The sequence below is a fragment of the Pseudomonas sp. C9 genome (genome assembly GCF_002000165.1).
Classification (GTDB): domain Bacteria; phylum Pseudomonadota; class Gammaproteobacteria; order Pseudomonadales; family Pseudomonadaceae; genus Aquipseudomonas.
In genome coordinates this window covers 4,988,149-5,011,829 of record NZ_MPAK01000001.1, presented here as the reverse complement: position 1 = coordinate 5,011,829, position 23,681 = coordinate 4,988,149, and the positions used below count along the sequence as shown (strand labels likewise).

28 protein-coding genes are annotated in these 23,681 nt (G+C 59.8%); 12 read left to right on the top strand and 16 right to left on the bottom strand.

Annotation, left to right across the window (positions count from 1 at the left end):
• Positions 1-30 precede the first annotated feature (30 nt).
• The 6 genes from BMS17_RS23460 to BMS17_RS23435 form a co-directional block, all read right to left on the bottom strand.
• Positions 31-1,635, bottom strand: a complete 1,605-nt coding sequence (locus tag BMS17_RS23460; RefSeq protein ID WP_046032448.1) for a DUF5666 domain-containing protein — start codon at positions 1,633-1,635, stop codon at positions 31-33.
• A complete protein-coding gene (locus tag BMS17_RS23455; RefSeq protein ID WP_046032449.1) occupies positions 1,632-2,474 on the bottom strand; it encodes a DUF6502 family protein in 843 nt (280 codons plus the stop codon). The genes BMS17_RS23460 and BMS17_RS23455 overlap by 4 nt, the downstream gene beginning before the upstream one ends.
• 132 nt (positions 2,475-2,606) lie before the next feature.
• Entirely contained in the window at positions 2,607-3,143 is a 537-nt protein-coding gene (locus BMS17_RS30750) for a hypothetical protein (RefSeq protein ID WP_077431881.1), read from the bottom strand.
• A gap of 645 nt (positions 3,144-3,788) precedes the next feature.
• Complete coding sequence (locus tag BMS17_RS30870; RefSeq protein WP_175648992.1) at positions 3,789-4,355, bottom strand: hypothetical protein; 567 nt, start codon at positions 4,353-4,355, stop codon at positions 3,789-3,791.
• A gap of 458 nt (positions 4,356-4,813) precedes the next feature.
• Positions 4,814-5,653: a nitrilase family protein gene (locus BMS17_RS23440; RefSeq protein WP_046032452.1), complete on the bottom strand. Its 840-nt coding sequence runs from the start codon at positions 5,651-5,653 to the stop codon at positions 4,814-4,816.
• A complete protein-coding gene (locus BMS17_RS23435) occupies positions 5,650-7,149 on the bottom strand; it encodes a cytosine permease (RefSeq protein ID WP_046032453.1) in 1,500 nt (499 codons plus the stop codon). The genes BMS17_RS23440 and BMS17_RS23435 overlap by 4 nt, the downstream gene beginning before the upstream one ends.
• Before the next feature lie 145 nt (positions 7,150-7,294).
• Here BMS17_RS23435 and BMS17_RS23430 point away from each other — a divergent pair, with 145 nt between their 5' ends.
• On the top strand, positions 7,295-8,197 hold the full coding sequence (locus tag BMS17_RS23430; protein WP_046032454.1) for a LysR family transcriptional regulator: 903 nt from the start codon (positions 7,295-7,297) through the stop codon (positions 8,195-8,197).
• 49 nt (positions 8,198-8,246) lie between these two features.
• Here BMS17_RS23430 and BMS17_RS23425 read toward each other — a convergent pair whose 3' ends face one another.
• The gene (locus tag BMS17_RS23425; RefSeq protein WP_077431880.1) at positions 8,247-8,780 is read right to left on the bottom strand and encodes a cysteine hydrolase family protein; all 534 of its coding nucleotides are present in this window, start codon (positions 8,778-8,780) and stop codon (positions 8,247-8,249) included.
• Positions 8,781-8,850: 70 nt separating this feature from the next.
• A complete protein-coding gene (gene ggt / locus BMS17_RS23420) occupies positions 8,851-10,578 on the bottom strand; it encodes a gamma-glutamyltransferase (RefSeq protein ID WP_046032456.1) in 1,728 nt (575 codons plus the stop codon).
• Between the two features lie 150 nt (positions 10,579-10,728).
• On the opposite strand from ggt, the gene BMS17_RS23415 reads away from it, so the two are divergent.
• Positions 10,729-11,247, top strand: coding sequence for a methylated-DNA--[protein]-cysteine S-methyltransferase (locus tag BMS17_RS23415; protein WP_046032457.1), 519 nt, complete (start codon positions 10,729-10,731; stop codon positions 11,245-11,247).
• A gap of 18 nt (positions 11,248-11,265) precedes the next feature.
• Here BMS17_RS23415 and BMS17_RS23410 read toward each other — a convergent pair whose 3' ends face one another.
• The 3 genes from BMS17_RS23410 to BMS17_RS23400 form a co-directional block, all read right to left on the bottom strand.
• Positions 11,266-11,805, bottom strand: coding sequence for a hypothetical protein (locus BMS17_RS23410; protein WP_371916708.1), 540 nt, complete (start codon positions 11,803-11,805; stop codon positions 11,266-11,268).
• 200 nt (positions 11,806-12,005) lie between these two features.
• Complete coding sequence (locus BMS17_RS23405; RefSeq protein WP_046032459.1) at positions 12,006-12,599, bottom strand: NUDIX domain-containing protein; 594 nt, start codon at positions 12,597-12,599, stop codon at positions 12,006-12,008.
• A gap of 111 nt (positions 12,600-12,710) precedes the next feature.
• The gene (locus tag BMS17_RS23400) at positions 12,711-13,148 is read right to left on the bottom strand and encodes a hemerythrin domain-containing protein (RefSeq protein WP_046032460.1); all 438 of its coding nucleotides are present in this window, start codon (positions 13,146-13,148) and stop codon (positions 12,711-12,713) included.
• 146 nt (positions 13,149-13,294) lie between these two features.
• Here BMS17_RS23400 and BMS17_RS23395 point away from each other — a divergent pair, with 146 nt between their 5' ends.
• Positions 13,295-13,723: a GNAT family N-acetyltransferase gene (locus BMS17_RS23395; protein ID WP_046032461.1), complete on the top strand. Its 429-nt coding sequence runs from the start codon at positions 13,295-13,297 to the stop codon at positions 13,721-13,723.
• Between the two features lie 5 nt (positions 13,724-13,728).
• On the opposite strand, the gene BMS17_RS23390 is transcribed toward BMS17_RS23395, so the two are convergent.
• The gene (locus BMS17_RS23390; RefSeq protein ID WP_046032462.1) at positions 13,729-14,079 is read right to left on the bottom strand and encodes a hypothetical protein; all 351 of its coding nucleotides are present in this window, start codon (positions 14,077-14,079) and stop codon (positions 13,729-13,731) included.
• 149 nt (positions 14,080-14,228) lie between these two features.
• Here BMS17_RS23390 and BMS17_RS23380 point away from each other — a divergent pair, with 149 nt between their 5' ends.
• The 9 genes from BMS17_RS23380 (at position 14,229) to BMS17_RS23340 (ending at position 19,241) form a co-directional block, all read left to right on the top strand.
• Positions 14,229-14,477, top strand: coding sequence for a hypothetical protein (locus tag BMS17_RS23380; protein ID WP_034146936.1), 249 nt, complete (start codon positions 14,229-14,231; stop codon positions 14,475-14,477).
• Positions 14,478-14,497: 20 nt separating this feature from the next.
• Complete coding sequence (locus BMS17_RS23375; RefSeq protein WP_046032463.1) at positions 14,498-14,827, top strand: DUF6388 family protein; 330 nt, start codon at positions 14,498-14,500, stop codon at positions 14,825-14,827.
• A gap of 25 nt (positions 14,828-14,852) precedes the next feature.
• A complete protein-coding gene (locus BMS17_RS23370) occupies positions 14,853-15,557 on the top strand; it encodes a YoaK family protein (protein WP_046032464.1) in 705 nt (234 codons plus the stop codon).
• 212 nt (positions 15,558-15,769) lie between these two features.
• Positions 15,770-16,162, top strand: a complete 393-nt coding sequence (gene tusD / locus BMS17_RS23365) for a sulfurtransferase complex subunit TusD (RefSeq protein WP_046032465.1) — start codon at positions 15,770-15,772, stop codon at positions 16,160-16,162.
• 1 nt (position 16,163) lies between these two features.
• A complete protein-coding gene (gene tusC / locus BMS17_RS23360; protein ID WP_046032466.1) occupies positions 16,164-16,526 on the top strand; it encodes a sulfurtransferase complex subunit TusC in 363 nt (120 codons plus the stop codon).
• Positions 16,526-16,819 (top strand): sulfurtransferase complex subunit TusB, encoded by a 294-nt coding sequence (gene tusB / locus BMS17_RS23355; protein WP_077431879.1) that lies wholly within the window; start codon positions 16,526-16,528, stop codon positions 16,817-16,819. Before tusC ends, tusB begins: the two co-directional genes overlap by 1 nt.
• Positions 16,816-17,151 carry a TusE/DsrC/DsvC family sulfur relay protein gene (locus BMS17_RS23350; protein ID WP_046032468.1) on the top strand — a complete coding sequence of 112 codons (336 nt, stop codon included), beginning with the start codon at positions 16,816-16,818 and terminating at the stop codon, positions 17,149-17,151. Before tusB ends, BMS17_RS23350 begins: the two co-directional genes overlap by 4 nt.
• On the top strand, positions 17,148-18,149 hold the full coding sequence (locus tag BMS17_RS23345) for a glycosyl transferase family protein (protein WP_077431878.1): 1,002 nt from the start codon (positions 17,148-17,150) through the stop codon (positions 18,147-18,149). The genes BMS17_RS23350 and BMS17_RS23345 overlap by 4 nt, the downstream gene beginning before the upstream one ends.
• Before the next feature lie 90 nt (positions 18,150-18,239).
• Positions 18,240-19,241: a glutathione S-transferase family protein gene (locus BMS17_RS23340; RefSeq protein ID WP_046032470.1), complete on the top strand. Its 1,002-nt coding sequence runs from the start codon at positions 18,240-18,242 to the stop codon at positions 19,239-19,241.
• 49 nt (positions 19,242-19,290) lie between these two features.
• Here the strand turns inward: BMS17_RS23340 and cysG are convergent, their stop codons facing one another.
• The 4 genes from cysG to BMS17_RS23320 are packed head-to-tail and all read right to left on the bottom strand — an operon-like array spanning position 19,291 to position 23,679.
• Positions 19,291-20,685, bottom strand: coding sequence for a siroheme synthase CysG (gene cysG / locus BMS17_RS23335; protein WP_046032471.1), 1,395 nt, complete (start codon positions 20,683-20,685; stop codon positions 19,291-19,293).
• A complete protein-coding gene (gene serS / locus BMS17_RS23330) occupies positions 20,686-21,966 on the bottom strand; it encodes a serine--tRNA ligase (protein ID WP_046032472.1) in 1,281 nt (426 codons plus the stop codon).
• Positions 21,967-21,982: 16 nt separating this feature from the next.
• Positions 21,983-22,357, bottom strand: a complete 375-nt coding sequence (crcB, locus tag BMS17_RS23325) for a fluoride efflux transporter CrcB (RefSeq protein WP_046032473.1) — start codon at positions 22,355-22,357, stop codon at positions 21,983-21,985.
• Positions 22,357-23,679 carry a replication-associated recombination protein A gene (locus BMS17_RS23320; RefSeq protein ID WP_046032474.1) on the bottom strand — a complete coding sequence of 441 codons (1,323 nt, stop codon included), beginning with the start codon at positions 23,677-23,679 and terminating at the stop codon, positions 22,357-22,359. The genes crcB and BMS17_RS23320 overlap by 1 nt, the downstream gene beginning before the upstream one ends.
• Positions 23,680-23,681 lie beyond the last annotated feature (2 nt).

The following is a 23,681-nucleotide window of genomic DNA, read 5'->3' as shown; positions in this document are numbered from 1 at the left end:
TATGACAATAGTGCATCATGCCTGCACGGTTTAACCCGATTTGCCAGAGTGATCGACTTTTTCAACCTTCTCGACTTTCTCGACCTTCTCTACTTTCTCTACCTTTTCGACTTTCTCGACCCTCTCTACCTTCTCGACTTTCTCTACCTTCTCGACTTTTTCTGGCCGATCAATTTTCTCGACTTTCTCCGGACGCTCGACCTTTTCGACCTTCTCTACCCTCTCCACCTTCTCGACTTTGCCGGATTGCTCGACCTTCTCGATACGCTCTGACTTACCGGACTTGTCCACGTCCACGCGCTCTGTCTTCTCGCCACCGCCATGACTGTCATTGCCCCCGTGGCGAGTATCGTCGACAACGCTGCCCTCGCTCTCGGAGCGCCCGCTCCTGTCACTGCCTGAACTCCCTGAATTCCCCGAACCGCCAGAGTTGCCAGAGTTACCGGAGCCGCTCGAGTTGCTCGAACCACTTGAATCGTCCGTGCTCTGCTCGCTGGTGCCGGGTGGTCCGTGCCGGTTGCTGGCCGGCGAATCGGCGCGCTCGCGGGGCAATTCGATGCGCGTTGCCTGCACCTCCCGCGCGCCGGTGAACACGCCGCTGACCCGCACGCGTCGATCCAGCGCCAGCCCCGAAGGCTGCACACCGACAAACACGGTGTCGTTCGCCAGCGTCACCTTAAAGCCACCGACCATCAATTGGCGGTCCTGTCGGCCCTGTACCAGGCCCTCGATCACCGCATTGCGTGCCCTGCCATTGAAGGGCAGGCTCGGGTCGGGACGGCTTTGGGTGACGTCCAACTCGCGGCCGGTCCACTGGCCGCGTACCAGCATTTCCTGCGCCGGGCGCGGTTGATTGCCGAGTTTGAGCCCCTCGAGATAGCCGCTGCGATCCACCGAGCCGATAGCACTGGCCTCCTTGAGGCCGGGCGCTCGGTCGATGCGGCTGGCCACTACTTCGCCGCGAGCATCGCGCAGCCCACTGACCCGTACCGGATCACCCGGACGCAGACCAGCAGCGACTTGAGCACCGTTGGCCAGGCGTACCGGTTGCCCCATGACACGCATGGGCATGGAATCGCGTGGCAGAGCGGTCAAGGGGCCTTCGTAGACGTGCAAGATGGAAATGCGCCCGGCTTCCAGGCCACGCCGGGAATTGAATGCTTCCACGGCAACCACTTGGCCTACCGCCAGGTGGGTACTGGAGGCGGCAACGCCGTTCTCGCTGATCGGAACGTTTTGGGTGAAGTGCACTTCCACGCCATTGACACAAATCGAGGCGAACCCGGTGATGGTGCCGACAATGCCGGTGCCACCGATGCCGCCGTTGTCGTTGCTGATGCCCGTGCCACCCACACCGCCTGCAACGGCACCGGTGCCGCCAATGCCGCCAGGGTGCTTTTTCAACGGTGCGCCGGTACCACCGACCCCACCGTTGTCGGTGCTGATGCCGGTGCCACCCATGCCGCCAGGTGCTGCGCCCGTGCCGCCGGTGCCACCCGGGGCATTGATGATCGGCACTTCACTTATGCCGGCATCATTCTGACTGACACAGGCTGGGGCGGCTTGCAACACAATGGGAAGCCCGAGGCCCAGAACGAGGGCGATTGCACGAGTCAGGCGCACATGGACGGTCATGGTTTAGGGGCTGTTGGCGGATTGGGATCAGAAGCTTCAGTGTAGAAGTACAAGCCGACCGTGATGCGCTGGCGCGGTTCAGGGCTGGGCAGGTCCTGGAATTCCAGCTCGGCGGCAAGTCGGTTGAAGCTCAACAGGGCCTGCATTCCCTCGCTGGCAACGGCCTCGCGCAACGCCTCGACGCTCGTCGGGGCCAGTGCGTCATAGTGAACGCTGCGTTCAAAAAAGGCCGGACCTTCGCTGCTCAGGTTGTGTACCGCGGCGCAGGCATGATCGTGCAAGTTATGCCCCAGGTACGCTGTTTTCTCATCGAAGCCTTTTTGCGGCACAAAGGCCTGGACTTCGAGGTGCACGCACTCTTGTTCGTCAAGACGTACGACGCCCAGGCGCAGCCACTCGTCCAACACCACCCGCGCCCTGATGTCCGTGCTGACCATCGCCACCAAGGCATCGAAGGAGCGGTCGCCACCGACACTGGCCAATCGAGGCAGAGGCAGTGGCTGTCCCGCGTTGTCACAAAAGGGCGCGCTGGACCAGGCGTTGACCAGTTGCGCACCGAAGGTGACGTTTGCCGGAAGCGTGGAGGAAGCGGGGTCGCTGGTGTTGCGCAAGCGCCGTACATCCTTGCGGTGCACACCGGTGAGCAGACTGATACGGCTGTCGGTTGGAGCCTTGTCGTCCAGACGGAACTCACGGTCCGCGACATCGACAAAAACCTCTTTGAGCAGGTCGGCGAACACCAGGTAGGTGACGCCTTTGCGCAGCATCAAACGAACCAGCGGCCGCATGACATGCCGCAGGGCTTTTAGAAGGGACATGGGCAGGGTAGACGATTGCATTCAGCGCATTCCTAGACAGTTAACCCCAGTATAGCTGCGTGGGAAATAATCCCATGAACACAAGCGCGTATTTTTTGCCATACCTCATACAAAACCGGCCCCCTGGGTCTTGTATGAGGTCGTCAAGCCGCGTCAGATACGGCTGTTGTCGTCACCGGGTTCGTCACCAACATGGTTGCCATTGTCGTCACCAGGCTCGCCGCCTGCGTGGACGCCATGATCGTCACCAGGCTCGCCGCCTACGTGGACGCCGTGGTCGTCACCGGGTTCACCGCCAACATGAACGCCATGATCGTCACCGGGCTCGCCGCGGGCGTGGTTGCCGTGGTCGTCACCCGCTTCTGCGTGGGTACCACCGCGACCGGAGTTCGAGCTTCCGGAACTGGCATGGCCTGAATTCCCATTCCCGTTCCCATGGTCGCTGCCGCTGTGGCCACTGTTGCCGCCATTACCGCCGCTGTTTCCACCGCCACCATTACCGCCACCGCTGTTGCCGCCACCGCCACCGCCGCCACCATTACCGCCACCACCACCACCACCGCCACCATCTTTGGCATAGGCACTCGAGTCATGGGAAATGGAATCTGGTACTAAAACAATGGAAGCCGAAAGGACGCCACCGATTGCCAGCGCCAGTAACCCTCTCTTGAAAAGCAGGTAAGTGTTCATCGTGCATTCTCCAGGTGATTTGCCACGAGCTGAGCCAACGCAATCAGGTTGCAATCCGGGAGCGGCATGGGATCAACCCCGTAGCTTTAAAATTTCTTAAGAATAATTTTCGTGGGAAATTTTCCCACTAGACGTAAGTTAGTCCTTTCTGACTCCGGGTCAACCCGCGCAGGAGAAAGCCGACCGATGGCTAGGGGCACGAATGGAGATGGGGGTTGCCCTTACGGCGTGGTATGCGCTGTATGTCTGGCGCGTTTCTTGATCGCCATACGAAAAAAAGTCGCAAACCCCGCGTCTTTTCAGGGCTTGCGACTCATTGCCGATACGTCCCTCAAACGCTCGGGACGTTTTCTTCGGGTATGCCAGCCGTGTTCGTTCGGAACGTGCTGGCCTAGTTCTGTACCTCAACCGCGTCGAAATCCGGCGCGTCCGGGGCATCTGGGGCGTCCGCCACATCCTCTCTGGCGGCCCTCGCCTCAGCTTTGGCAGCCTCTCTGGCTGCGTTCGCGTCAACTTTAGCTGCGTCCCTGGCTGCATCGGCAGCAGCCCTTGCAGCATCTCTTGCTGCATCTGCATCTCGCCGTGCGGCGTCCCTGGCTGCATCGGCAGCCGCCCTGGCAGCGTCTCGGGTTGCATCTGCGCCCGCTACGCCAGCAGCTTTTGCAGCATCCCTGGCTGCATCCGCCTCGGCTCTGGCGGCATCTCTAGCTGCATCTGCAGCAGCTTTTGCAGCATCCCGGGCTGCATCTGCATCATTTCTGGCAGCATCTCTGGCTGCATTTGCATCGTTTCTGGCAGCGTCCCTGGCTGCATCTGCGGCATCGTTGTCATCGTTGTCATCGTTGTCACGCGCATTGCCTGGGCCTCTGTTCCCAGCAACACCACCATGGTCAGCGTCGCCGCGCCCCGGGCCTGCATGACCGTTACCGTCATGGCCTCCAGCACCATGATCGCCACCAGCACCATGATCGCCACCGGCGCCATGGTCGCCGCCGTGACCACCACTTCCGGAGCCACCGCCGTCGCCACCGTGACCACCGCCTCCATTGCCTCCATTGCCGGAGCCACCGCCACCGCTGCCGCCACCGTGACCACCACCGCCGCCGGAGCCTCCATTACCAGAGCCTCCGCCACCGTGACCGCCTCCGCCGTCTCCACCGTGACCACCGCCACCGCCACCGCCGTGGCCTCCTCCACCACCGCTGCCGCCATCTTTGGCATACACGCTGGAGAAACTATTGATGTAATCAGGCACCAGAACAGTCGATGCCGACAGGACTCCGCCGATTGCCAGAGCCAATAAACATTTCTTGAGCAGCATGATGCACCTCCACTTGGAGTTGCGAAGTCATCTCCGTATCGAACGCAATATCCAATGAGTTCCCGGCCGCCCATTGAAGCGGCCAGCCAACCGGCGCGGCCATGAATATGCAGCAACAACGAGCAACTGCGGTTTCCGCACGGTCCTTCAGAGCCAGTCAGCATCGTTTTGTGGGAAATATTCCCACAGCTATAGGTTAGTACTGTCAGCCCGGGTGTCAACAACCGAATATCAGGACCAAGGAACGCGCAGGAGCAAAAATCTCAATCAATCCCTTTTGAGAATCGTCCAACAGTCGCCCCTTCCCTGCCACCGCACCCGGTGACAGAAACAGCGGCTATCTAGCGCTTCATCCCTCGACGCCCCCATACAACCCCTGCCGCCGATCCCGGTGCAAATCGTTGCGTGCACTGATGCGTTTGTTTCGCGCCTCGACAAGGTTGAGGGTTGCCAGCAGAATCTGCTCACCACCCTGCTCGGCCGGTCCTGCCAGCGGATAACCATCCGCATCGACGATGACCGAGCCTTGCACCCAACCGACACCGCGCTCATGCCCATGCCGGTCACACGCGGCGATGAACATCCGGTTAACTGAAGCATTGGCCTGAACCCGCACCACTTCCGCCGCCCGCTCGGTGGGAGGCCTCGGTCCGTCCGGCCAATTGACCGGAGCGCACAGCAAATCCGCGCCGGCCAGTGCCGGGAGCCGCACCCACTCAGGGAACTCCAGGTCATAGCAAATCAGCATGCCGATTCGCCCATGAACCGTTTCAACCACCGGCGGCGCGGCGTTACCGGCACTGAATATTTCACGCTCGGCATCCCAGAGGTGCGCTTTGCGGTACACGGCGCGCAGGCCTTGGGCATCAATCAGGGCGGCACTGTTGGCCAACTCATCGCCCTGCAAGCGTTCACAGAATCCACCGACCACGACGATGTTCAGTTCGCGGGCGAGTGCCTCCCACAGGCGCAAGGTTGGCCCCTCTGTCGGTTCCGCCAAGGACAAGGCCTCGCTACGGTGGTTGAACACGTAACCGCTCTGCACCAGTTCTGGAAGCACCACAATCTGTGCGCCTTGATTCGCCGCTGAACGAATCGCGCGTTCGGACAGCGTCCGGTTGTAAGCCAGATCGCCGACTCTCGGTGCCACCTGGCAGCAGGCGACCACCGTTTTCTTTGCGCTGTTCAACGCGCCTCCTCAACAGGCTGTTTAGCCATGGAAATAATGTCGTCCTCGGTAATCGAATCGATGATCCGGCGTTCGGCCGCGAGGTCTATGGAACGGCTGAGGAGGTAATACGTCAGGCCCGACACCACCAGTCCCACCAGCCAGGCAATGTCCACACCTTCCAGCATGCGCGCCAGCGGACCGACGAATACCTCTTTGTTGGCAGACGCATCAAAGATGTAGAAGAACGGCACCATCGCGGCAAAACCGATCAGGTACGAGACGATGCCGCGAAATTGCCAGGCGCCATAGATGCCCTGCGGCGTGAAGAAATGCGGGATCGCGTAGCGGCCCTTGCGCACGAAAAAGTAGTCCACCAGATTGACGGCGGTCCAGGGCACGAGGAAGTACAGCAACAACACGAGGAAGGTGTTCAACAACGCGATGCCATCACCTTTGATCGACAACACGCAGGTCAACAGGATGATGCTGATCACGCTGATGGACATGACTCGGGCACGCGGTGTCGGCGTGATCTTTTTGATCGAGTCGACACCGGTCAGCAACGTCAGCATGGCGCTGTAAGTGTTGAGCGCGATGATCGGCAGAAAGCCCGCCACCGAGACAATGACCAGCACATTGCCCAAGCCCGGAATCATCGAAGAGCCGACCTGGTTCAACGCCACCAGCGCATCCGCCGCTTTCAGTTGCTGCGCCAGCCACGCACCGAGGCCGATCATCCAGCCACCGGACAGCGAAGCGCCGATGAACACCGCGGCGATCAATTTCGGGCGGCTGGTGTTTTTCGGCAGGTATCGGGAATAGTCGGACACATAGGGCGCATAGGAAATGTTGTAACTCGCACCGATGGCAAACAGCGTGGCAAACGCAACCCAGTTGAAACCCAGGTCTGTCGCCGGGGTGACGCCTTCCTGGCCGGCACCGAACATCAAGGCGATGGTCACCAGTGCATACAGGGGCAACGTCGCCAACAATGCCCATTTGAACGCTTTGTGCATCAGGTCATGGCCGTAGATCGACAACAGCGCGCCAATCAGTACCACCGCCACGGCGACAATCGTCGGGTCAAAACCGAAGACATGTTCCAGGCCGTTCATGATCAGCGAGATGTTCACCACGTTGAAACCGACGAACACAAACATCGTCGCCATCAAGGCCAGGATCACACCGCGATAACCAAACTGGGCGCGGGACTGGATCATTTGCGGAAGGCCCATCTCCGGACCTTGCGAGCCGTGAAACGCCATGAAAATGGTGCCGAACATAATGCCCAGCGCACCGGCCAGCAGGGTCCACAGCGCCGACAACCCAAGGCTCGGGCCGACAAAACCGATGGAGATGGTGAAGAAGTGGAAGTTGCCCAGAAACCAGAAAGGCCCTTGGCTGCTCAGTTTGGCGTGACGTTCATTTTCCGGAATGTAATCGATCGAGCGGCCTTCGATGGCCAACCCGCTGCTCGCTGCAATGGCGTGCACAGACTGTGGAGAACCTGACATACGATTGTTCCTATGCTGGTAATTGTTGTTTTTATGGGCAAAGCGCCGGTTTCATTGCAATGTAGGGCGTTAGTCAGGGCAGTAAAATATCGCAGGCACACTGTTTACATAGATCGGCATCTATGTGGCAAACAGGGGGGCACACATGCTGGGCACTGTATCGGAACTGGATTTGCGCTTGATCCGGGTCTTCCTGACTGTCGTTGAGGCGGGCGGCATCTCGGCCGCGCAAACGGCGCTCAACACCACTCAGCCCACCATCAGTGCGCAATTGGCGACGCTCGAAGCGAGGGTCGGGTTTCGTCTGTGCGAGCGAGGTCGCGGAGGGTTTTCGGTGACGCCCAAAGGGGGGCAGTTTGTCGAAGCGGCCCGTCGATTACTGGCGGCGGCCGAAGGGTTTCGGGTTGAGGTCCAGCACATCAATCGCAAGGTGTCGGGCAACATCAACATCGGCCTGCTGGGTCAAATCGATCCCTCCGCCAACAAGAACATCGCCCTGGCCATCGCGCGTTTGCGCTCGCAACATGAAGGCCTGTACTTCCACTTCACCGAGCTGTCGTCATCCTTGCTGGAAGAAAAAATCATCAACGGCCATATCGATCTGGCCATCGGGTACTTCTGGCATCGTTTGCCCAACATCGATTACTTCCCCTTGTTTCAGGAAACCCAAATCGCCTACTGCGCCCCGGCGCACCCATTGTTCGATCACGTCGGCGCACTGACCCGCGATGACGTCCGCGATTACGATTGGGTCTGGCCCAGCCACCCGCTGCCGGAAATGCCCGCGCCCACCACCCTCGAGCGGTTGACCGTACTCACCGACAGCATGGACGGTGCCGCCCTGCTCATTCTGTCGGGCCAGCACCTGGGCTTTCTGCCACAGCACTACGCGGCCAAGCATCAACAACTGGGGCAGTTGCATCCGCTGAACCCTGAGCAGTTGCGCTATGAAGTCGGCTTCCATGCGGCCGTTCGGCATTCGGCGCGGCAGCGCGACGTGGTGAGTGCATTCCTCACGGAGCTGATCGAGATTTTTGCTGCAACGTAAGTTCACAAACAACTGAATGTGCCTGCGTGGCGGGTCGTTTCGCCGCGGCTCAGATTTTGATCTCACCCGCCGGCATGACGTCGATACGCGCCACCGAACCGGTCAGGTGCGCCAAGTCCTTATTGTGCTCGACGATGATGTCTTCGGCACTTTGGTTACCGTTGTCGACGGTGGAGTGCGCGTCGGCCGCCAGCACCACGTCATATCCCATTTTCAGTGCCTGGCGCACGGTCGCGTTGACGCAATAATCGGTTTGCAAACCACAGATGATCAGACGCTCGAATTCCTCTTTCGACAGCAGCTGTTGAAGGTTGGTCTGATAGAACGAATCCGGTGTGGTTTTGCGTACGTAATAATCCTTGGGCTCGGCTTCCAGGCTTTCGGCCAGTTGCCAGCCATCGGTGCCATATGCCAGAGGGCTGCCCTCTTCTTCGTGCTGAATGAAAACAACCGGCACCCCGGCTATCCGGGCTCGGGTGCTGAGGTGGTTGATGTTCTCGATGACGCGGTTGATCTCAAAGCACGCGTACTCGCCCGAGCACAGCGCCCTCTGGACGTCGATAATTAGCAGTGCGGTAGCCATGGCCCCTTCCTTGATCAGTCGGTAGATCAGGGGACGAAAAAGCAGATCCGTCCCCTGTTAAACACAACCCTTAGTAACCGAGTGACAACCCGGTGTTACGGCGTGGGTCGTTGGCGCCGTAGAAACGGTTTTTGCCGACCGGTTTGCCGTCCAGCGAAGGCGCACCGACCAGGATTGCCGCCACGTGGTTGGCATCCTGTGGCCCGGCAAACTTGTGACCCCAGCTTTCGAGGATTTTCACCGTGTCCGGGCTGGTGGTGAAGGTCTCCAGGTTGGTTTCTTCGGGCAACCATTGCTGGTGGAACCGCGGTGCATCCACCGCTTCCTGGATGTTCATGCCGTAGTCGATCACGTTGAGCATGGTCAGCAAGGTCGCAGTGATGATGCGGCTGCCGCCCGGTGTGCCGACGACCATCACGACTTTACCGTCCTTGGTGACGATGGTCGGGCTCATCGACGACAGCGGTGCTTTGCCGGGTGCGATAGCGTTGGCCTCCCCTTGCACCAGGCCGTACATGTTCGGTACACCGATTTTCGAGGTGAAGTCGTCCATTTCGTCGTTGAGGATGACCCCGGTTTTGCTGGCCATGACGCCAGCGCCAAACCAGTCGTTGAGGGTGTAGGTCATCGACACCGCATTGCCCCATTTGTCGACGATGGAGAAGTGCGTGGTGTTGCTGCCCTCATGCGGCGCTACGCCGGGTTTGAGCTCGCTGGAGATAGCGGCCTTTTTCGGGTCGATGGCGTCGCGGATTTTGGTGGCGTAATTTTTATCCAGCAGGTGCGCGATCGGGTTTTTCACGAAGTCCGGGTCGCCGAGGTAGCTGTTGCGGTCCACATAAGCGTGGCGCATGGCTTCGATCTGATAGTGCATGCCCTGGGCCGAGTGGTAGCCGAGGTCTTTGATCGGGTAGCCTTCAAGGATGTTCATGATCTCGCAGATCACCACCCCGCCGGAGCTCGGTGGCGGTGCCGACACCACGTGATACCCCCGGTAATCGCACTCTATCGGCGCCAGTTCTCGGGTCTTGTATTTGTCGAGATCGGCCTGGGTGATGATGCCTTTGTTGGCCTGACTGGACGTGACGATGGCGTCGGCGACCCACCCTTTATAGAAACCGTCGGCACCCTTCTCGGAAATTTCCCGCAGGGTTTTGGCCAGGTCTTTCTGCACCAGTTTTTGTCCGACCTGCATCGGCTCGCCTTTGCTCAGGAAAATCGAGCCCGAGTCCTTCATGTCTTTCTTGAACACGTCGGTGGCGTAGTCCAGCAAATCGACATCGCCCTGCTCCAGGACAAAACCGTCTTCCGCCAGTTTGATCGCCGGGGCAATCACTTCCTTGCGCGGCTTGGTGCCGTACTTGGTCAGGGCCAGTTCCATGCCGGACACAGTCCCCGGCACGCCGACGGCCAGGTGGCCACGGGTGCTGAGGTCGGGGATGACATTGCCTTCTTTATCCAGGTACATGTTGGCGGTGGCAGCCAGCGGCGCTTTTTCACGGAAATCGAGGAACGTCTTGCGCCCGTCCGCCAGCTGAATGGTCATGAAACCGCCGCCGCCCAGGTTGCCCGCTGCGGGATACACCACCGCCAGCGCATACGCCACCGCGACGCCGGCATCCACGGCGTTGCCGCCGTTCTTGAGCACATTGACCCCCACCTGGGAGGCCAGATGCTGGGCGGTGACCACCATGCCGTTTTCGGCCGCAACCGGGGCTACGGAAGCGGCATGGGCAGTCAGGCAACTAAGCGCCAAGGAGGTCGCTATGAGCGATTTGGCAAAAGGTTCGTACTTCATCAGTCGGTCTCTTTTTTGTTTTTGGGCTCTGCACAAAACAGAGTGAGCAGTTCAAAAGCACAGGCAAGTATGGTCGGGATTACGTATTGCGCCTCCCCGTCGGAACAGTATGCTGGGCCTCTATTCAGCCCCTCTGCGGAGTCCGTCAGCATGACCTACACCTTCACCACTCTGGCGTCCCCGGTTGGCGAACTGAAGCTGGTAGCGAAAGACGCAAGACTGGCGGCCATCCTCTGGGAAAACGACAAACCGAACCGGGTTCGGCTTGGCCCGATGCACGAAGCCCCGGACAACCCGATTCTGGTACGCGCCGCTCAGCAGTTGCAGGAATACTTTGCCGGCACGCGCGATCGCTTCGAGCTGGAACTGGATTTTGTCGGCACGGAATTTCAGAAGAAGGTGTGGGCGGCGCTGCTGACCATCCCGTTCGGAGAAACGCGCAGCTATAGCCAGATAGCCGAGCAAATCGGCAATCCGAGCGCGGTTCGGGCAGTGGGAGCCGCGAATGGCAAGAACCCGATATCGATTGTGGCGCCCTGCCATCGGGTGATCGGTGCGTCGGGGAAGCTCACCGGGTTTGCGGGTGGGCTTGAGGCGAAAGAGCGGTTGCTGACGCTTGAAGGGTGCGAGTGGTCAGGCTCGAAAAATATGGGCGATTTGTGGGACTGAGCACTCGCGTACTGCAACCTAACCCTCGAACTCGGGCTCCCCATCAATGACCACAAATGCCTTGGGAATTTTCTTGCCGTTTTTCGATGGGAAATCATCACCCAGGTAGTTCTTCAAATCTTCAATAATGGCGATGACGCGCTTGCGGCTGGGGATAAAGTCGATCGGCTCATCTGCGTTGGGTAGCGATGTGCAAGGATTGATGCAACCGATACTGGCGAGAAAGCCTATCCCCGGATGAATTAAAATTTCCGTCCGCGGATCGGTCTCCTTCAGTTCGATCCCGGGCCTGGGTCGCGTAGAAATACTGTCCGAATTTTTATAACCAATCGTCACGTACTTAACGCCATCCTGAGTTGCCAAGGGATAGCGCCCCGCCTCCACTCGCCGATTGTTATTCTCGTGGGTATTATCGCCAGGGCCACGGGTTTCCGCGACCATCCCTGAAAGACCTGCTCCTGTCTGTTTTTGCCCATCGTGATAAATCTGATAGTCACCCACCGTTCTTCGCTTCCCATCACTGGCACGGCGTTGTTCGGACTTTCGGGTGATGCACATTTCCCAACCTGTTCCTGTAATTGGCATTTCCTGTCCTCCTGTTGAAAACGGGCGACTGAAGTGGCAGACGGGCGACAGTACTGCACGTTTCATCCAATCACTTTCAACAAACCTCCAGGGTTCATTCTTGCCACGCATAAGGCATAGCAACGAAAGCCGCATTCCTCCACCGGGTGGCGACGGCTGGGCATGCAGCACTGTCAGGCTGGCACGAAAATATTCTTCATCGCCGCATATTGCAGCAGCATGATGGTCTTGGCGTCGCAGATCTCCCCGCGATAAAACGCCTCAAGTGCCTCATCGAACGCCCACTCCAGCACTTCCAGTTCTTCGGTCTCTTCTTCCAGCCCGCCGCCTTCGCTGACTTTTGAAGCAGCGTCGTATTCGGCGATGAAAAAATGCAGTTTTTCAGTGACCGAGCCGGGGCTCATATACGACTCGAAGACCTTCTGCACATGGTGCACGCGGTAACCGGTTTCTTCTTCGGCTTCGGCGCGGATGCGTTCTTCCGGCGCGGCACCTTCAAGTAAGCCGGCGGCCACTTCGATCAGTAATCCGTCATGGCCGTTGACGAACACCGGCAAGCGGAACTGCCGGGTCAGCACCACGGTTCGCTTCTGGCGATTGAACAGCAGAATCGCCGCGCCGTTACCACGGTCATAGACCTCGCGGGTCTGGCGCTGCCAGTCGCCGTTGTTACGCTGATAGTCGAAGGTGATTTTCTTCAGCAGATACCAGTCGTGGGACAACACCTGGGATTGGATGATGTTGACCCGTTCGGCTGTGTTCGCCATGGCACCGCATCCTTTTTCGTGAAAAGTGCTCATGGTAGGCGAAAACGAAAAAGCCTGGCATCTCCCTAATGCGAACCTTGTAGCAGCTCCTTAACGGGTCCAGCCACAGGCTCAGGACAACTGAGCCTTGTATTCCTTCTCGTACTGGCCGGCCAGCGCTTCTTTTTGCTTGTCATCGAGCAGTTTGCCGGCCATCTGGAAGAACTTCTGCTCTTCCTCCTTGAGGTGATGATGAACCTTCTCGGACAGCTTTTTCGCGGTCACAAGCCATGACGGGCTGGACATCTCGGTGCCGTCCAGTTCCTCCATCATTTCGTCCATCTCGTGGTGTTCGGCGATGGCATGGCGGCTCAGGTCGACGCCGTTGTCGAATTCCATCAGCGGGATATAGAAGTGGCGTTCTTCGGCAGTAGCGTGGGCTTGAAGCTCGGACTTGAGTTGCTGGTAAGCCTCGACCCGCTCCGGGGTGTCACCACTGGTTTTGATCAGTGCCTTGGCATAGGTCCTTTGACGTTCGTGGCTTTCGCGCAGGGCTTCGAAAATATTCACGGGTTGTCCTCATCGGCGGCGTTCCGGGGTGACGCTGTTTAGGCTAGACATCCGTGCCACCACGACGGTTCCTTTGGTGCGCCAGGGATAGAACAAACGCCATCACCACGCTAGGCTCCTGATTCATTGCCATAAGGATGTCGCTCATGCCCCTGCGAATTGAACAGTCGCAAAACCCCACTGATGAACAACGTGAGGCCATCCTCACACCACTGCGCGCCTACAACGCGGCTCAGGCCGGCCCGTCCAATGCGCAACCGCTGGCCTTGCTGGTGCGCGACGACCACGGCGAGATTCTCGGCGGGTTGTATGGCCGCTTCTTTTACCAGTGGTTGTACATCGAATTGCTGTCGGTGCCCGAACAGGGCCGGGGACAGGGCCTGGGCTCGAAGTTGATGCAGATGGCCGAAGATCTCGCACGGGAAAAGGAATGCGTGGGGATCTGGCTGGACACCTTCGACTTTCAGGCGCCGAAGTTTTACGAAAAGCTCGGCTACAGCGAGCTGGGCCAGATTGCCGACTACCCGCCCGGCCACAAGCGCTTCTTTTTTCAGAAGCGCCTGATAAACGCCTGAATCGCTTACAAACAGGTCGCCAACGCTGCCAAACGGCGCTTGGCGACGAAGTCGTCATGTTGCGCGTAGTAACTCAGCACGGTACCGGACGCATCGGTGGTCACGTCCACAAAGGACTCCGCCGACCGCGTGTAGACGGTCGACCCGCCCTTTTTGCCAGGCTGCAGATAAGCGGCGGCATCGACGCCGAATACCGCTTCGTCCTGCCAGGAAAACTGCACGCACTGGGCCACGGCCAATGACGGCTTGTCCGAGTTCAGGGTTTTGTACGGGGTCTTGGTACGAGCATCGTCCATCACCGAGCCCGCGCATCCCGCCAGCAACGTTACGGCCAGCGCCACCATCAGAATTCGCATTGCATTCGCTCATCAAGAAAAAGCGGACTGTATCATCGTGGCGCGCCGTTTCGTTCTGCTTTACTTCATTTATACCGCGACACCGCGCGATGATTCGCGCACCCTGTCGCGCCATTCATGCCGCATCGCGTCTATTTCTGGAAAGCCCAATGACACCCAACGCCGAATTCTACAAACCGACCACCGAATACGCCGACAAACTGATCAGCCAGATCGGCCAGACGCCTTCCTGGATCGCCAAGCGCATTGGCGTCACCGACAAGCGCATTCGTTACATCCTCGACGGCGAACGCACCGTCAAAGGCGAAACCACGCCAATCCAGATGACCTACACCGAACAGTTCGCCCTCGAATGCCTGGCGGCAGCGGCCAAGGCCAGCAAGAAGCAGTCTTCGTAATCCATTCTCAAGGAGCGACCATGGCGGCAACCGAACAGCAACACGAGCAAGCGTTGAAGAAGTTTCTCGAAGAGCGCCCTGAACTGCGCCACGAACTCGACAACCTCAACCCGCTGCTGGCACAAGCCAAGGGTGAAACCCAGGCGCAGTATCGCGACGAGCGCTTGCATGAAGCGTTCGAAGATGAGGCCGAGCGCCAAGGGTTGTTCGCCTGGGAACTGACGCTGCGGCTGACGGCGGCTACACCACAAGAATACGAAGCCCAGCGCAGGGAAGTGCACATCGAAGTCGCGGAGATGGCTGGCATGGACTGGCTGGACTATTGCGAGATGTACGGGATACAACCGTAACCACCGCTCAAGGATGTCATCGCCCATGCTGCCTTCCGCCTCAACCTCCCACGCCAGCCCCGGTCACCTGCACACGCAAAAGTGGCGTGGGCGCATTGGCATGACCCTGGTAGCGATGCTCTCGGTACTGGCCGGCATGACCGACGCAATCGGCTTCATGGCCAGCGGCGATTTCGTTTCATTCATGAGTGGCAATACCACTCGGCTCGCCGTGGCCATCAGCGTCGGCGATCTGGGGCTGACCGGGCGTTTGCTGCTGCTCGTGGCCACGTTCATCGTTGGCAACGCCTTGGGCATTGTCGTCAGCCGCCTCGGCGGGCGACGGGCGCTGCCCTTGATGCTGACCATCGCCGCGTTGCTGTGCGCGGCCGCCACCTGGCCTTACGACGAACAATTGCCTGCGCTGCTGGCGGCGATCATCGCCATGGGCATGCTCAATGCCGCCGTCGAGGAAGTGAACGGCCTGCCGGTTGGCCTGACCTATGTCACCGGCGCCCTGTCGCGCTTCGGACGGGGGCTGGGGCGCTGGATGCTCGGCGAACGGCGCAATGGCTGGCGCGTGCAACTGATCCCCTGGACCGGGATGTTCGCCGGGGCTGTCCTTGGGGCGGTGCTGGAACATCATTTGGGACTTCAGGCATTGTTTGCCAGCGGATTGCTGGCGGGGGTGCTGGGGGTGGTGTCGTTGAAGATTCCGCGGCGCTGGCAGTTGGGGTATATGCCGCGTTGATTCAGGTGTTGCCTGTTAGACCGCTATTGCGAGCAGGCTCACTCCTACAGATGGTTGTGGTGAAACTGCAATCTCAGGCAACACCCAACCTCCTGCAGGACTGAGCCTGCTCCGGGCGGCGTTCCGACGATGAGGCCCGCCCAGACAACATCGATTTAGCCGCCCCGCCGATAAAGCTTTATCATGGCCGCAGTTTGTTGATCGAGTCCGTCATGAAATTCGCCATTGCGCTGTTTTCCGCCGCCCATGCGCCCTCCTCGCGCCGCGCCTTGCTGTTTGCTCAGGCTGCGCTGGCCGGCGGGCATGAGATTGTCCGGTTGTTTTTTTATCAGGATGGCGTCTACAACGCGTCCGCCAGCGTGGTCACGCCGCAAGATGAGCTGGACGTGCCCAAACAATGGCGCGCCTTTGTCAGCGAGCACCAACTGGATGGCGTCGTGTGTATCGCCGCGGCCCTGCGTCGCGGGGTATTGAACGAAGAAGAAGCCGGGCGTTATCAACGTGACGCCGTTGCCGTGGGCGCGCCGTGGGAATTGTCCGGTCTGGGGCAATTGCATGACGCGGTGCAGGGCGCCGACCGTTTGATCTGCTTTGGAGGCGCGTAAGATGCCTAAATCCTTGCTGATTATCAGCCGACAGGCGCCTTGGTCCGGACCGAATGCGCGTGAAGCACTGGACATCGTCCTCGCCGGCGGCGCCTTCGACCTGCCCATCGGCCTGCTGTTTCTCGATGACGGGGTGTTCCAGCTCGCCGCGAAACAGGACGCCAAGGCCCTGCAACAAAAAGACCTGAGCGCCAACCTGCAAGCCCTGCCGATGTTCGGTGTCGACGAGCTGTTCGTCTGTGCCGACAGTGCCGCAGAACGTGGGCTGGACCCGAACAGCCTGCCGCTCGAAGAAGCCCGGACGCTGACCGCTCCCGAAATCACCGCCCTTATTGACCGCTACGACCAGGTGATCACCCTCTGATGTCGACTTTGCATGTGTTGTCTCGCTCCCCGTTCGGCGACGATCGCCTGAGCAGTTGCCTGCGCGTGATCGGCGCGAACGATGCGCTCTTGCTGAGCGGCGACGCGGTGTATGCCCTGCAGCCGGGCACTGCGCCGTTCAATACACTGAACTCTCGCGCCCTGAACCTTTTCGTGCTGGCCGAGGATGTTCAAGCCCGGTCCATTGAAACCCCGGATTGGGCCAAGGCCATCAACTACCCGGCCTTCGTCGAGCTGTCGATTCACCATGACAAGGTCAACAGTTGGCTATGAATTCCCTGACGGTCGGCGCCCGCGCCATCGAGTTGGACAAGGACGGTTTTCTGGTCGAACTCAGTGACTGGTCCGCCGACGTCGCTGCCGCCCTGGCCGCAGCCGAAGACATCGAGTTGAGCCCTGAGCACTGGGAAATCCTCGAACTGCTGCGCCGTTTCTACGACGAGTTCCAGCTGTCGCCGGCCACCCGCCCCTTGATCAAATACACCGCATTGAAGCTCGGCCCGGAAAAAGGCAACAGCCTGCACCTCAACCGACTGTTTAAAGGCACCCCCGCCAAACTCGCCGCGAAACTGGCGGGCCTGCCCAAACCGACGAATTGCTTATGACCGACTTCCCAGCGTTGACCCTCGAAACACCTGCCGAGCATCCGTTCGCCCAGTTCGTGCGAATCCTCGGTAAAGGCAAGCGCGGCGCCCGCGACCTGACACATGAAGAAGCCCGCGAAGCCATGGGCATGGTGCTCGACGACAAGGTCGAAGACACCCAGCTCGGGGCGTTTTTGATGTTGCTGCGACACAAGGAAGAAAGCGCCGAGGAAATGGCCGGTTTCACCGAGGCCCTGCGTGAACGATTGCAAGCTCCCTTCTTAAATGTCGATCTGGACTGGCCGACGTATGCCGGCAAGAAACGTCATTTGCCGTGGTACCTGCTGGCGGCCAAGTGCCTGGCGCAGAACGGTGTGCGTATCTTCATGCACGGCGCGGGCGCACACACGGCCGGTCGGCTGTACAGCGAACAATTGCTCAATGACCTGAACATCCCCCTGTGCCGCGACTGGCAACAGGTCGGTGATGCACTCGATAACGGTGGCCTGGCGTTCATGCCGCTGGTGGATTGGGCGCCGCAACTCCAGCGCATGATCGACCTGCGCAACACCTTGGGCCTGCGTTCGCCGATCCATTCCCTGACGCGCATCCTCAATCCGCTGGGCGCTCGCTGCGGCCTGCAAAGTATTTTCCACCCCGGCTATCAGGCCGTGCATCGCGATGCCAGCGGCTTGCTGGGCGACACGGCCATTGTGGTCAAGGGCGACGGCGGCGAGATCGAGATCAACCCGGACGCCGACAGCCATTTGTACGGCACCACGGGCGGCGAAAGCTGGGATGAAGAATGGCCGCAACTGTCGGCCCAGCGTCACGTCAAACCGGCGTCCCTCGACCCCGAGCATTTGAAGGCCGTCTGGCGCGGCGACGTGGTCGACAGCTATCCGCAAATGGCCCTGATTTCGACCATGGCCCTGGCCTTGCGCGGGCTCGGTCAGAGCCGCGAGCAAGCCTTCGAAACCGCCGAGCAGTATTGGGTTGCACGCAACAAATCTATTTAACCGATCATTTTCTCCCGATCTTTGCGCTTTTTGTTCAGGTTCATGGGAATAGACTCAACTCCAACGATTATTGGTTCAGGAGTCTTGAACATGGGTTTGTTAGTCGATGGCCGTTGGCAAGACAAGTGGTACGAAAGCAGCAAGGACGGCGCTTTCCAGCGTGAACAGGCACAACGTCGCAACTGGGTGACCACCGACGGCAAGCCGGGGCTGACGGGCGTCGGTGGCTTTGCCGCCGAGGCCGGTCGCTATCACCTCTACGTGTCCCTCGCCTGCCCGTGGGCCCACCGCACGCTGATCCTGCGCAAACTCAAAGGCCTCGACAGCCTGATCGACGTCTCTGTAGTCAGTTGGCTGATGCTGGAAAACGGCTGGACCTTCGACCAGAGCCTGGGCTCTACCGGTGACAAGCTCGATCACCTCGACTTCATGCACCAACGCTACACCACCGACACTGCCCACTACACCGGCCGCGTCACGGTGCCGGTTTTGTGGGACAAGCAGCAGAATCGCATCGTCAACAATGAATCGGCGGAGATCATCCGCATGTTCAACAGCGCATTCGATGACTTAACGGGCAATGACCTGGATTTCTATCCGCAGCCACTGCGCGCCGAGATCGATGCGGTGAACGAGCGAATTTACCCCGCGGTGAACAACGGCGTTTACCGGGCTGGATTTGCAACGTCGCAACAGGCCTATGAAGAAGCGTTCGATGGCTTGTTTGAAGAACTGGATCGATTGGACCAGCTATTGGGCGCCAACCGCTATCTGACGGGTGAATACCTGACTGAAGCGGATATTCGGCTGTTTACCACGCTGATCCGTTTTGACGCGGTGTATTACGGGCACTTCAAATGCAATCTGCGACGGATTGCCGATTATCCGAACCTGTCGAATTGGTTGCGTGAGATTTATCAGTGGCCAGGAATCGCCGAGACGGTGGACTTCACCCACATCAAGAACCACTACTACGGCAGCCACAAGACCATCAACCCGACGGGGGTTGTGCCTAAGGGGCCAGAGCAGGATTTCAATGTGCCGCATGACCGGGCGCGGTTGAATGGGAAAGGGGTTTGGCGCTGGGCCTGACAGCTGATCGTTCCCACGCAGAGCGTGGGAATGATCAGTTAGCCGGTTTCTAGACCTGCCCCTGAGCCCCTTCGAACCACGCCAGTTTCTCGCGCAGTTGCACCACTTCGCCCACGATCACCAGCGTCGGCGCATGCACTTCATGCTCCGCCACCAACTGTGGCAAATCCGCCAAGGTACCGGTGAATACACGCTGATTAACGGTGGTGCCCTGCTGGATCAACGCTGCCGGGGTGTCCGCCCCGCGACCGTGCTTGATCAATTGCTCGCAGATGATCGGCAAGCCCACCAGGCCCATGTAGAACACCAATGTCTGCGCCGGCGCGACCAGATCGGCCCACGGCAGATCGGTGGAACCGTCCTTCAAATGCCCGGTAACAAATCGCACGGACTGCGCGTAATCGCGGTGAGTCAACGGAATCCCGGCATAGGCCGCGCAACCGCTGGCCGCCGTGATACCCGGCACCACCTGGAACGGGATGCCCTGGGCCGCCAGCTCTTCGATCTCTTCACCGCCGCGACCGAAGATGAACGGATCACCGCCCTTCAACCGCACTACACGCTTGCCGGCCTTGGCCAGGACCACCAATTGCTGGTTGATCTGATCCTGCGGCACAGCGTGATCGGCGCGGCGCTTGCCGACGTAGACCCGCTCGGCGTCGCGGCGGCACAACTCCAGAATCGCCGGCGCCACCAGACGGTCGTACAGCACCACATCGGCTTGCTGCATCAGGCGCAGCGCCTTGAACGTCAGCAGATCGGGATCCCCCGGCCCTGCGCCCACCAGATATACCTCACCGGTGGTCACTGGCGCCTCGCCATCGACTTTCGCTTGCAGCAGGCGCTTGGCTTCGGCGCCCTGTCCGGCTAGCTGGCGGTCGGCAATCGGCCCCTGGAATACGTCTTCCCAGAACGCCCGGCGCTGCTGCACATCCGGGAACAGTTTTTTCACTTGATGGCGAAAGCCAGCGGCCAGTCCGGCCAGATGACCATAAGTGGAAGGAATCCAGGTTTCGATCTTGGCGCGGATCAAGCGTGCCAACACCGGCGCATCGCCGCCGCTGGACACGGCAATAATCAAGGGGGAACGATCGACAATCGCCGGGAAGATCACGCTGCACAGCGCAGGTGCATCCACCACATTGACCGGCACACACCGCCGATGAGCATCGGCGGAGACTTGTGCGTTCAACGATTCGTCGTCGGTGGCGGCAATGATCAGCCCGCAACCGTCCAGATCCGCCTCGACGTAACCACGCAACAGGCACTCGCCACCGCTGCCGGCAACCAGTTCGCGCAGTTGCAGTTCGATTTCAGGTGCAACCACCCGCAGCAGCGCACCGGCATCGGCCAGCAGGCGGGATTTGCGCAAGGCAATTTCCCCCCCACCGACGACCAACACACGACTGCCGCGCAGGTTGTGAAACAGCGGCAGATAGTTCATTTAGCCGATGACCTCAATGCCACCCATGTACGGCTTCAGCACTTCCGGCACACGGATCGAGCCGTCGGCCTGCTGATAGTTTTCCAGCACCGCGACCAAGGTACGACCGACTGCCAGACCAGAACCGTTCAGGGTGTGAACCAGTTCAGGCTTGCCGGTTTCCGGGTTGCGGAAACGCGCTTGCATACGACGGGCCTGGAAGTCGCCGCAGTTGGAGCACGACGAAATCTCGCGGTATTTGTCCTGGCTCGGAATCCACACTTCCAGGTCGTAGGTCTTGACCGCGCTGAAGCCCATGTCGCCGGTGCACAGCGCCAGGGTGCGGTAAGGCAGTTCCAGCAGTTGCAGGACTTTCTCGGCGTTGGCGGTCAGGCCTTCCAGTGCTTCCATCGAGGTCGATGGCTCAACGACCTGGACCATTTCGACTTTGTCGAACTGGTGCTGACGGATCATGCCGCGCGTATCACGACCCGACGCACCGGCTTCACTGCGGAAGCATGGCGTGTGGGCAACGAATTTGATCGGCAGCAGTTTCGAATCGACGATTTCGCCGGCCACGATGTTGGTCAGCGACACTTCAGCAGTCGGGATCAGGTACAGATCGGCTTCGCCTTCGCGAGTGATCTTGAACAGGTCTTCTTCGAATTTCGGCAACTGACCGGTGCCTTGCAACGCCGGGGCCTGAACCAGATAAGGCGTGTAAGCCTCTTCGTAGCCGTGCTCGGTGACGTGCAGGTTGATCATGAACTGCGCCAGGGCGCGGTGCAGACGGGCAATCGGGCCACGCAACAGGGCGAAACGCGCACCCGACAGCTTGGCGGCGGTTTCGAAGTCCAGCCAGCCGAACTTTTCGCCCAGGGCGACGTGGTCCTGAACCGGGAAATCGAAGGCGGTCGGGGTGCCCCAGCGGCGCACTTCGACGTTGCCGTCTTCGTCATCGCCAACCGGCACCGACTCGTGCGGCAGGTTCGGGATGCCCAGCAGGATCGAATCCAGATCGGTCTGGATCGCGTCCAGCTCGACTTTACCAGCGCTCAATTCGTTCGCCATGCGCTCGACATCCGCCATCAACGGCGCGATGTCTTCACCGCGCTGCTTGGCCTGACCGATGGATTTGGAACGGGCATTACGTTCAGCCTGCAGTGCTTCGGTGCGGGTCTGGACGGTCTTGCGCTGTTCTTCCAGCGCTTCGATGCGCGCAACATCCAGCACAAAGCCACGGGATGCCAGGCGGTCCGCTACGTCCTGAAGGTTGCTACGTAACAGTTTGGAATCGAGCATGTCGGTTTCTCGTTTATCAAAGTTTGGTCAAGGACAGGCCGGCCCAGGTGGCGAGCAGCCCGCCGAATACGCTGAGCGTCGCATAGCCCAGGGCCAGCGGCACTTGCCCGCTTTCCAGCAAGCGCACCGTATCCAGTGAAAAGGATGAAAAAGTCGTCAGCCCTCCGAGGAAGCCGACGATCAACCCGGCACGCACCTCAAACGGCACCTCCGGGCGTATCAAAAACAGACCGTATAGAACGCCGATCAGCAAACAGCCCACGATATTAACGGCCAGCGTCGCGGTATAGAAGTGCCGCGGCCAATTAGCGTTGATCCAGTTGCCCGTGGCAAAGCGCAACAACGTACCGGCCATCCCGCCGACGGAAACCGCAACGATCACTGGAAGCACTATTTTCTCCGCTGCCGGGGGCTTAAACGATCGAGTTTGGCCAGGTGATTGAGCTTTTCACCAATCTTCAATTCCAGGCCACGCGGCACCGGCTGATAGAACGGAATCGGGTCCAGCTCTTCCGGGAAATAATCTTCGCCGGCGGCATAGGCGTCCGGTTCATCGTGGGCATAGCGGTATTCATCGCCATAACCCAACTGCTTCATCAGTTTGGTCGGCGCATTGCGCAGATGCAGCGGCACCTCCAGCGAGCCGTGTTCAGCGGCGGCGCGCAGTGCGGTCTTGAAGCCCATATACACCGCATTGCTTTTCGGCGCACAAGCCAGATAGGTGATGGCCTGGGCCACCGCCAACTCGCCTTCGGGGCTGCCCAGACGCTCCTGCACTTCCCACGCCGCCAGGCACAGGCTCAAGGCGCGCGGGTCGGCGTTGCCAATGTCTTCGCTGGCCATGCGCACCACACGCCGCGCCAGGTACAGCGGATCGCACCCGCCGTCGATCATCCGCGCAAACCAATACAGCGCGCCATCGGGGTTGGAACCCCGTACGGATTTATGCAGCGCCGAAATCTGGTCGTAGAACGCTTCGCCGCCCTTGTCGAAACGTCGACGGGTATCGCCGAGCAGACTTTGCAGGAGGTCGACGCCGATCTCGCTGTTGTCTTCGGCCAGGTCCGAGGCGTTTTCCAACAGATTCAGCAGGCGCCGGCCATCGCCATCGGCGGCAGACAACAGCATCTGAAAGCCTTCATCGCTGAGGCTCAGTTGCCGCTTGCCCAGGCCACGTTCTTCGGTCAGTGCGCGCTGCACCAACTTGCGCAGGGCCGCTTCGTCAAGGCTCTTGAGCACATAGACGCGAGCCCGGGAGAGCAATGCATTGTTGAGTTCGAAGGAGGGGTTTTCGGTGGTCGCGCCGATGAAAATCAATGTGCCGTCTTCAACGTACGGCAGGAACGCATCCTGCTGGGACTTGTTGAAGCGGTGCACCTCATCAACGAACAGGATGGTGCGCCGGCCATACTGCCCGGCCTGTTGCTTGGCGATTTCCACCGCCTGACGGATTTCCTTGACGCCGGCCAGCACGGCCGAGACCGTTTCGAAGTGCGCATCCGAGACTTCCGCCAACAGCCGCGCCAGGGTGGTTTTGCCCACACCTGGCGGGCCCCAGAAAATCATCGAATGCAGGGCTCCCTGCTCCAGGGCTTCGCGCAATGGCTTGCCGCGAGCGAGCAGGTGTTCCTGACCGACGTACTCGTCCAGATTGGCTGCTCGCAAGCGAGCGGCCAAGGGTTGAGCGATCGGGGCACTGCGAAACAGGTCCATCA

Bases quoted from the DNA above. Each gene is read 5' to 3' on its own strand.
- BMS17_RS23410 (WP_371916708.1), bottom strand. From the start codon at position 11,805: ATGTGCATCACCCGAAAGTCCGAACAACGCCGTGCCAGTGATGGGAAG.
- tusC (WP_046032466.1), top strand. From the start codon at position 16,164: ATGCCTAAATCCTTGCTGATTATCAGCCGACAGGCGCCTTGGTCCGGA.
- BMS17_RS23320 (WP_046032474.1), bottom strand. From the start codon at position 23,679: ATGGACCTGTTTCGCAGTGCCCCGATCGCTCAACCCTTGGCCGCTCGC.
- ggt (WP_046032456.1), bottom strand. From the start codon at position 10,578: ATGAAGTACGAACCTTTTGCCAAATCGCTCATAGCGACCTCCTTGGCG.
- BMS17_RS23395 (WP_046032461.1), top strand. From the start codon at position 13,295: ATGCCCCTGCGAATTGAACAGTCGCAAAACCCCACTGATGAACAACGT.
- tusD (WP_046032465.1), top strand. From the start codon at position 15,770: ATGAAATTCGCCATTGCGCTGTTTTCCGCCGCCCATGCGCCCTCCTCG.
- BMS17_RS23345 (WP_077431878.1), top strand. From the start codon at position 17,148: ATGACCGACTTCCCAGCGTTGACCCTCGAAACACCTGCCGAGCATCCG.
- BMS17_RS23430 (WP_046032454.1), top strand. From the start codon at position 7,295: ATGCTGGGCACTGTATCGGAACTGGATTTGCGCTTGATCCGGGTCTTC.
- BMS17_RS23370 (WP_046032464.1), top strand. From the start codon at position 14,853: ATGCTGCCTTCCGCCTCAACCTCCCACGCCAGCCCCGGTCACCTGCAC.
- serS (WP_046032472.1), bottom strand. From the start codon at position 21,966: ATGCTCGATTCCAAACTGTTACGTAGCAACCTTCAGGACGTAGCGGAC.
- BMS17_RS23340 (WP_046032470.1), top strand. From the start codon at position 18,240: ATGGGTTTGTTAGTCGATGGCCGTTGGCAAGACAAGTGGTACGAAAGC.
- BMS17_RS23405 (WP_046032459.1), bottom strand. From the start codon at position 12,599: ATGGCGAACACAGCCGAACGGGTCAACATCATCCAATCCCAGGTGTTG.
- BMS17_RS23425 (WP_077431880.1), bottom strand. From the start codon at position 8,780: ATGGCTACCGCACTGCTAATTATCGACGTCCAGAGGGCGCTGTGCTCG.
- cysG (WP_046032471.1), bottom strand. From the start codon at position 20,685: ATGAACTATCTGCCGCTGTTTCACAACCTGCGCGGCAGTCGTGTGTTG.
- BMS17_RS23375 (WP_046032463.1), top strand. From the start codon at position 14,498: ATGGCGGCAACCGAACAGCAACACGAGCAAGCGTTGAAGAAGTTTCTC.
- BMS17_RS23415 (WP_046032457.1), top strand. From the start codon at position 10,729: ATGACCTACACCTTCACCACTCTGGCGTCCCCGGTTGGCGAACTGAAG.
- BMS17_RS23435 (WP_046032453.1), bottom strand. From the start codon at position 7,149: ATGTCAGGTTCTCCACAGTCTGTGCACGCCATTGCAGCGAGCAGCGGG.
- tusB (WP_077431879.1), top strand. From the start codon at position 16,526: ATGTCGACTTTGCATGTGTTGTCTCGCTCCCCGTTCGGCGACGATCGC.
- BMS17_RS30870 (WP_175648992.1), bottom strand. From the start codon at position 4,355: ATGGCGGCAGCGGTGGTGGAGGAGGCCACGGCGGTGGCGGTGGCGGTG.
- BMS17_RS23390 (WP_046032462.1), bottom strand. From the start codon at position 14,079: ATGCGAATTCTGATGGTGGCGCTGGCCGTAACGTTGCTGGCGGGATGC.
- BMS17_RS23460 (WP_046032448.1), bottom strand. From the start codon at position 1,635: ATGACCGTCCATGTGCGCCTGACTCGTGCAATCGCCCTCGTTCTGGGC.
- BMS17_RS23350 (WP_046032468.1), top strand. From the start codon at position 16,816: ATGAATTCCCTGACGGTCGGCGCCCGCGCCATCGAGTTGGACAAGGAC.
- BMS17_RS23455 (WP_046032449.1), bottom strand. From the start codon at position 2,474: ATGCAATCGTCTACCCTGCCCATGTCCCTTCTAAAAGCCCTGCGGCAT.
- BMS17_RS30750 (WP_077431881.1), bottom strand. From the start codon at position 3,143: ATGAACACTTACCTGCTTTTCAAGAGAGGGTTACTGGCGCTGGCAATC.
- BMS17_RS23380 (WP_034146936.1), top strand. From the start codon at position 14,229: ATGACACCCAACGCCGAATTCTACAAACCGACCACCGAATACGCCGAC.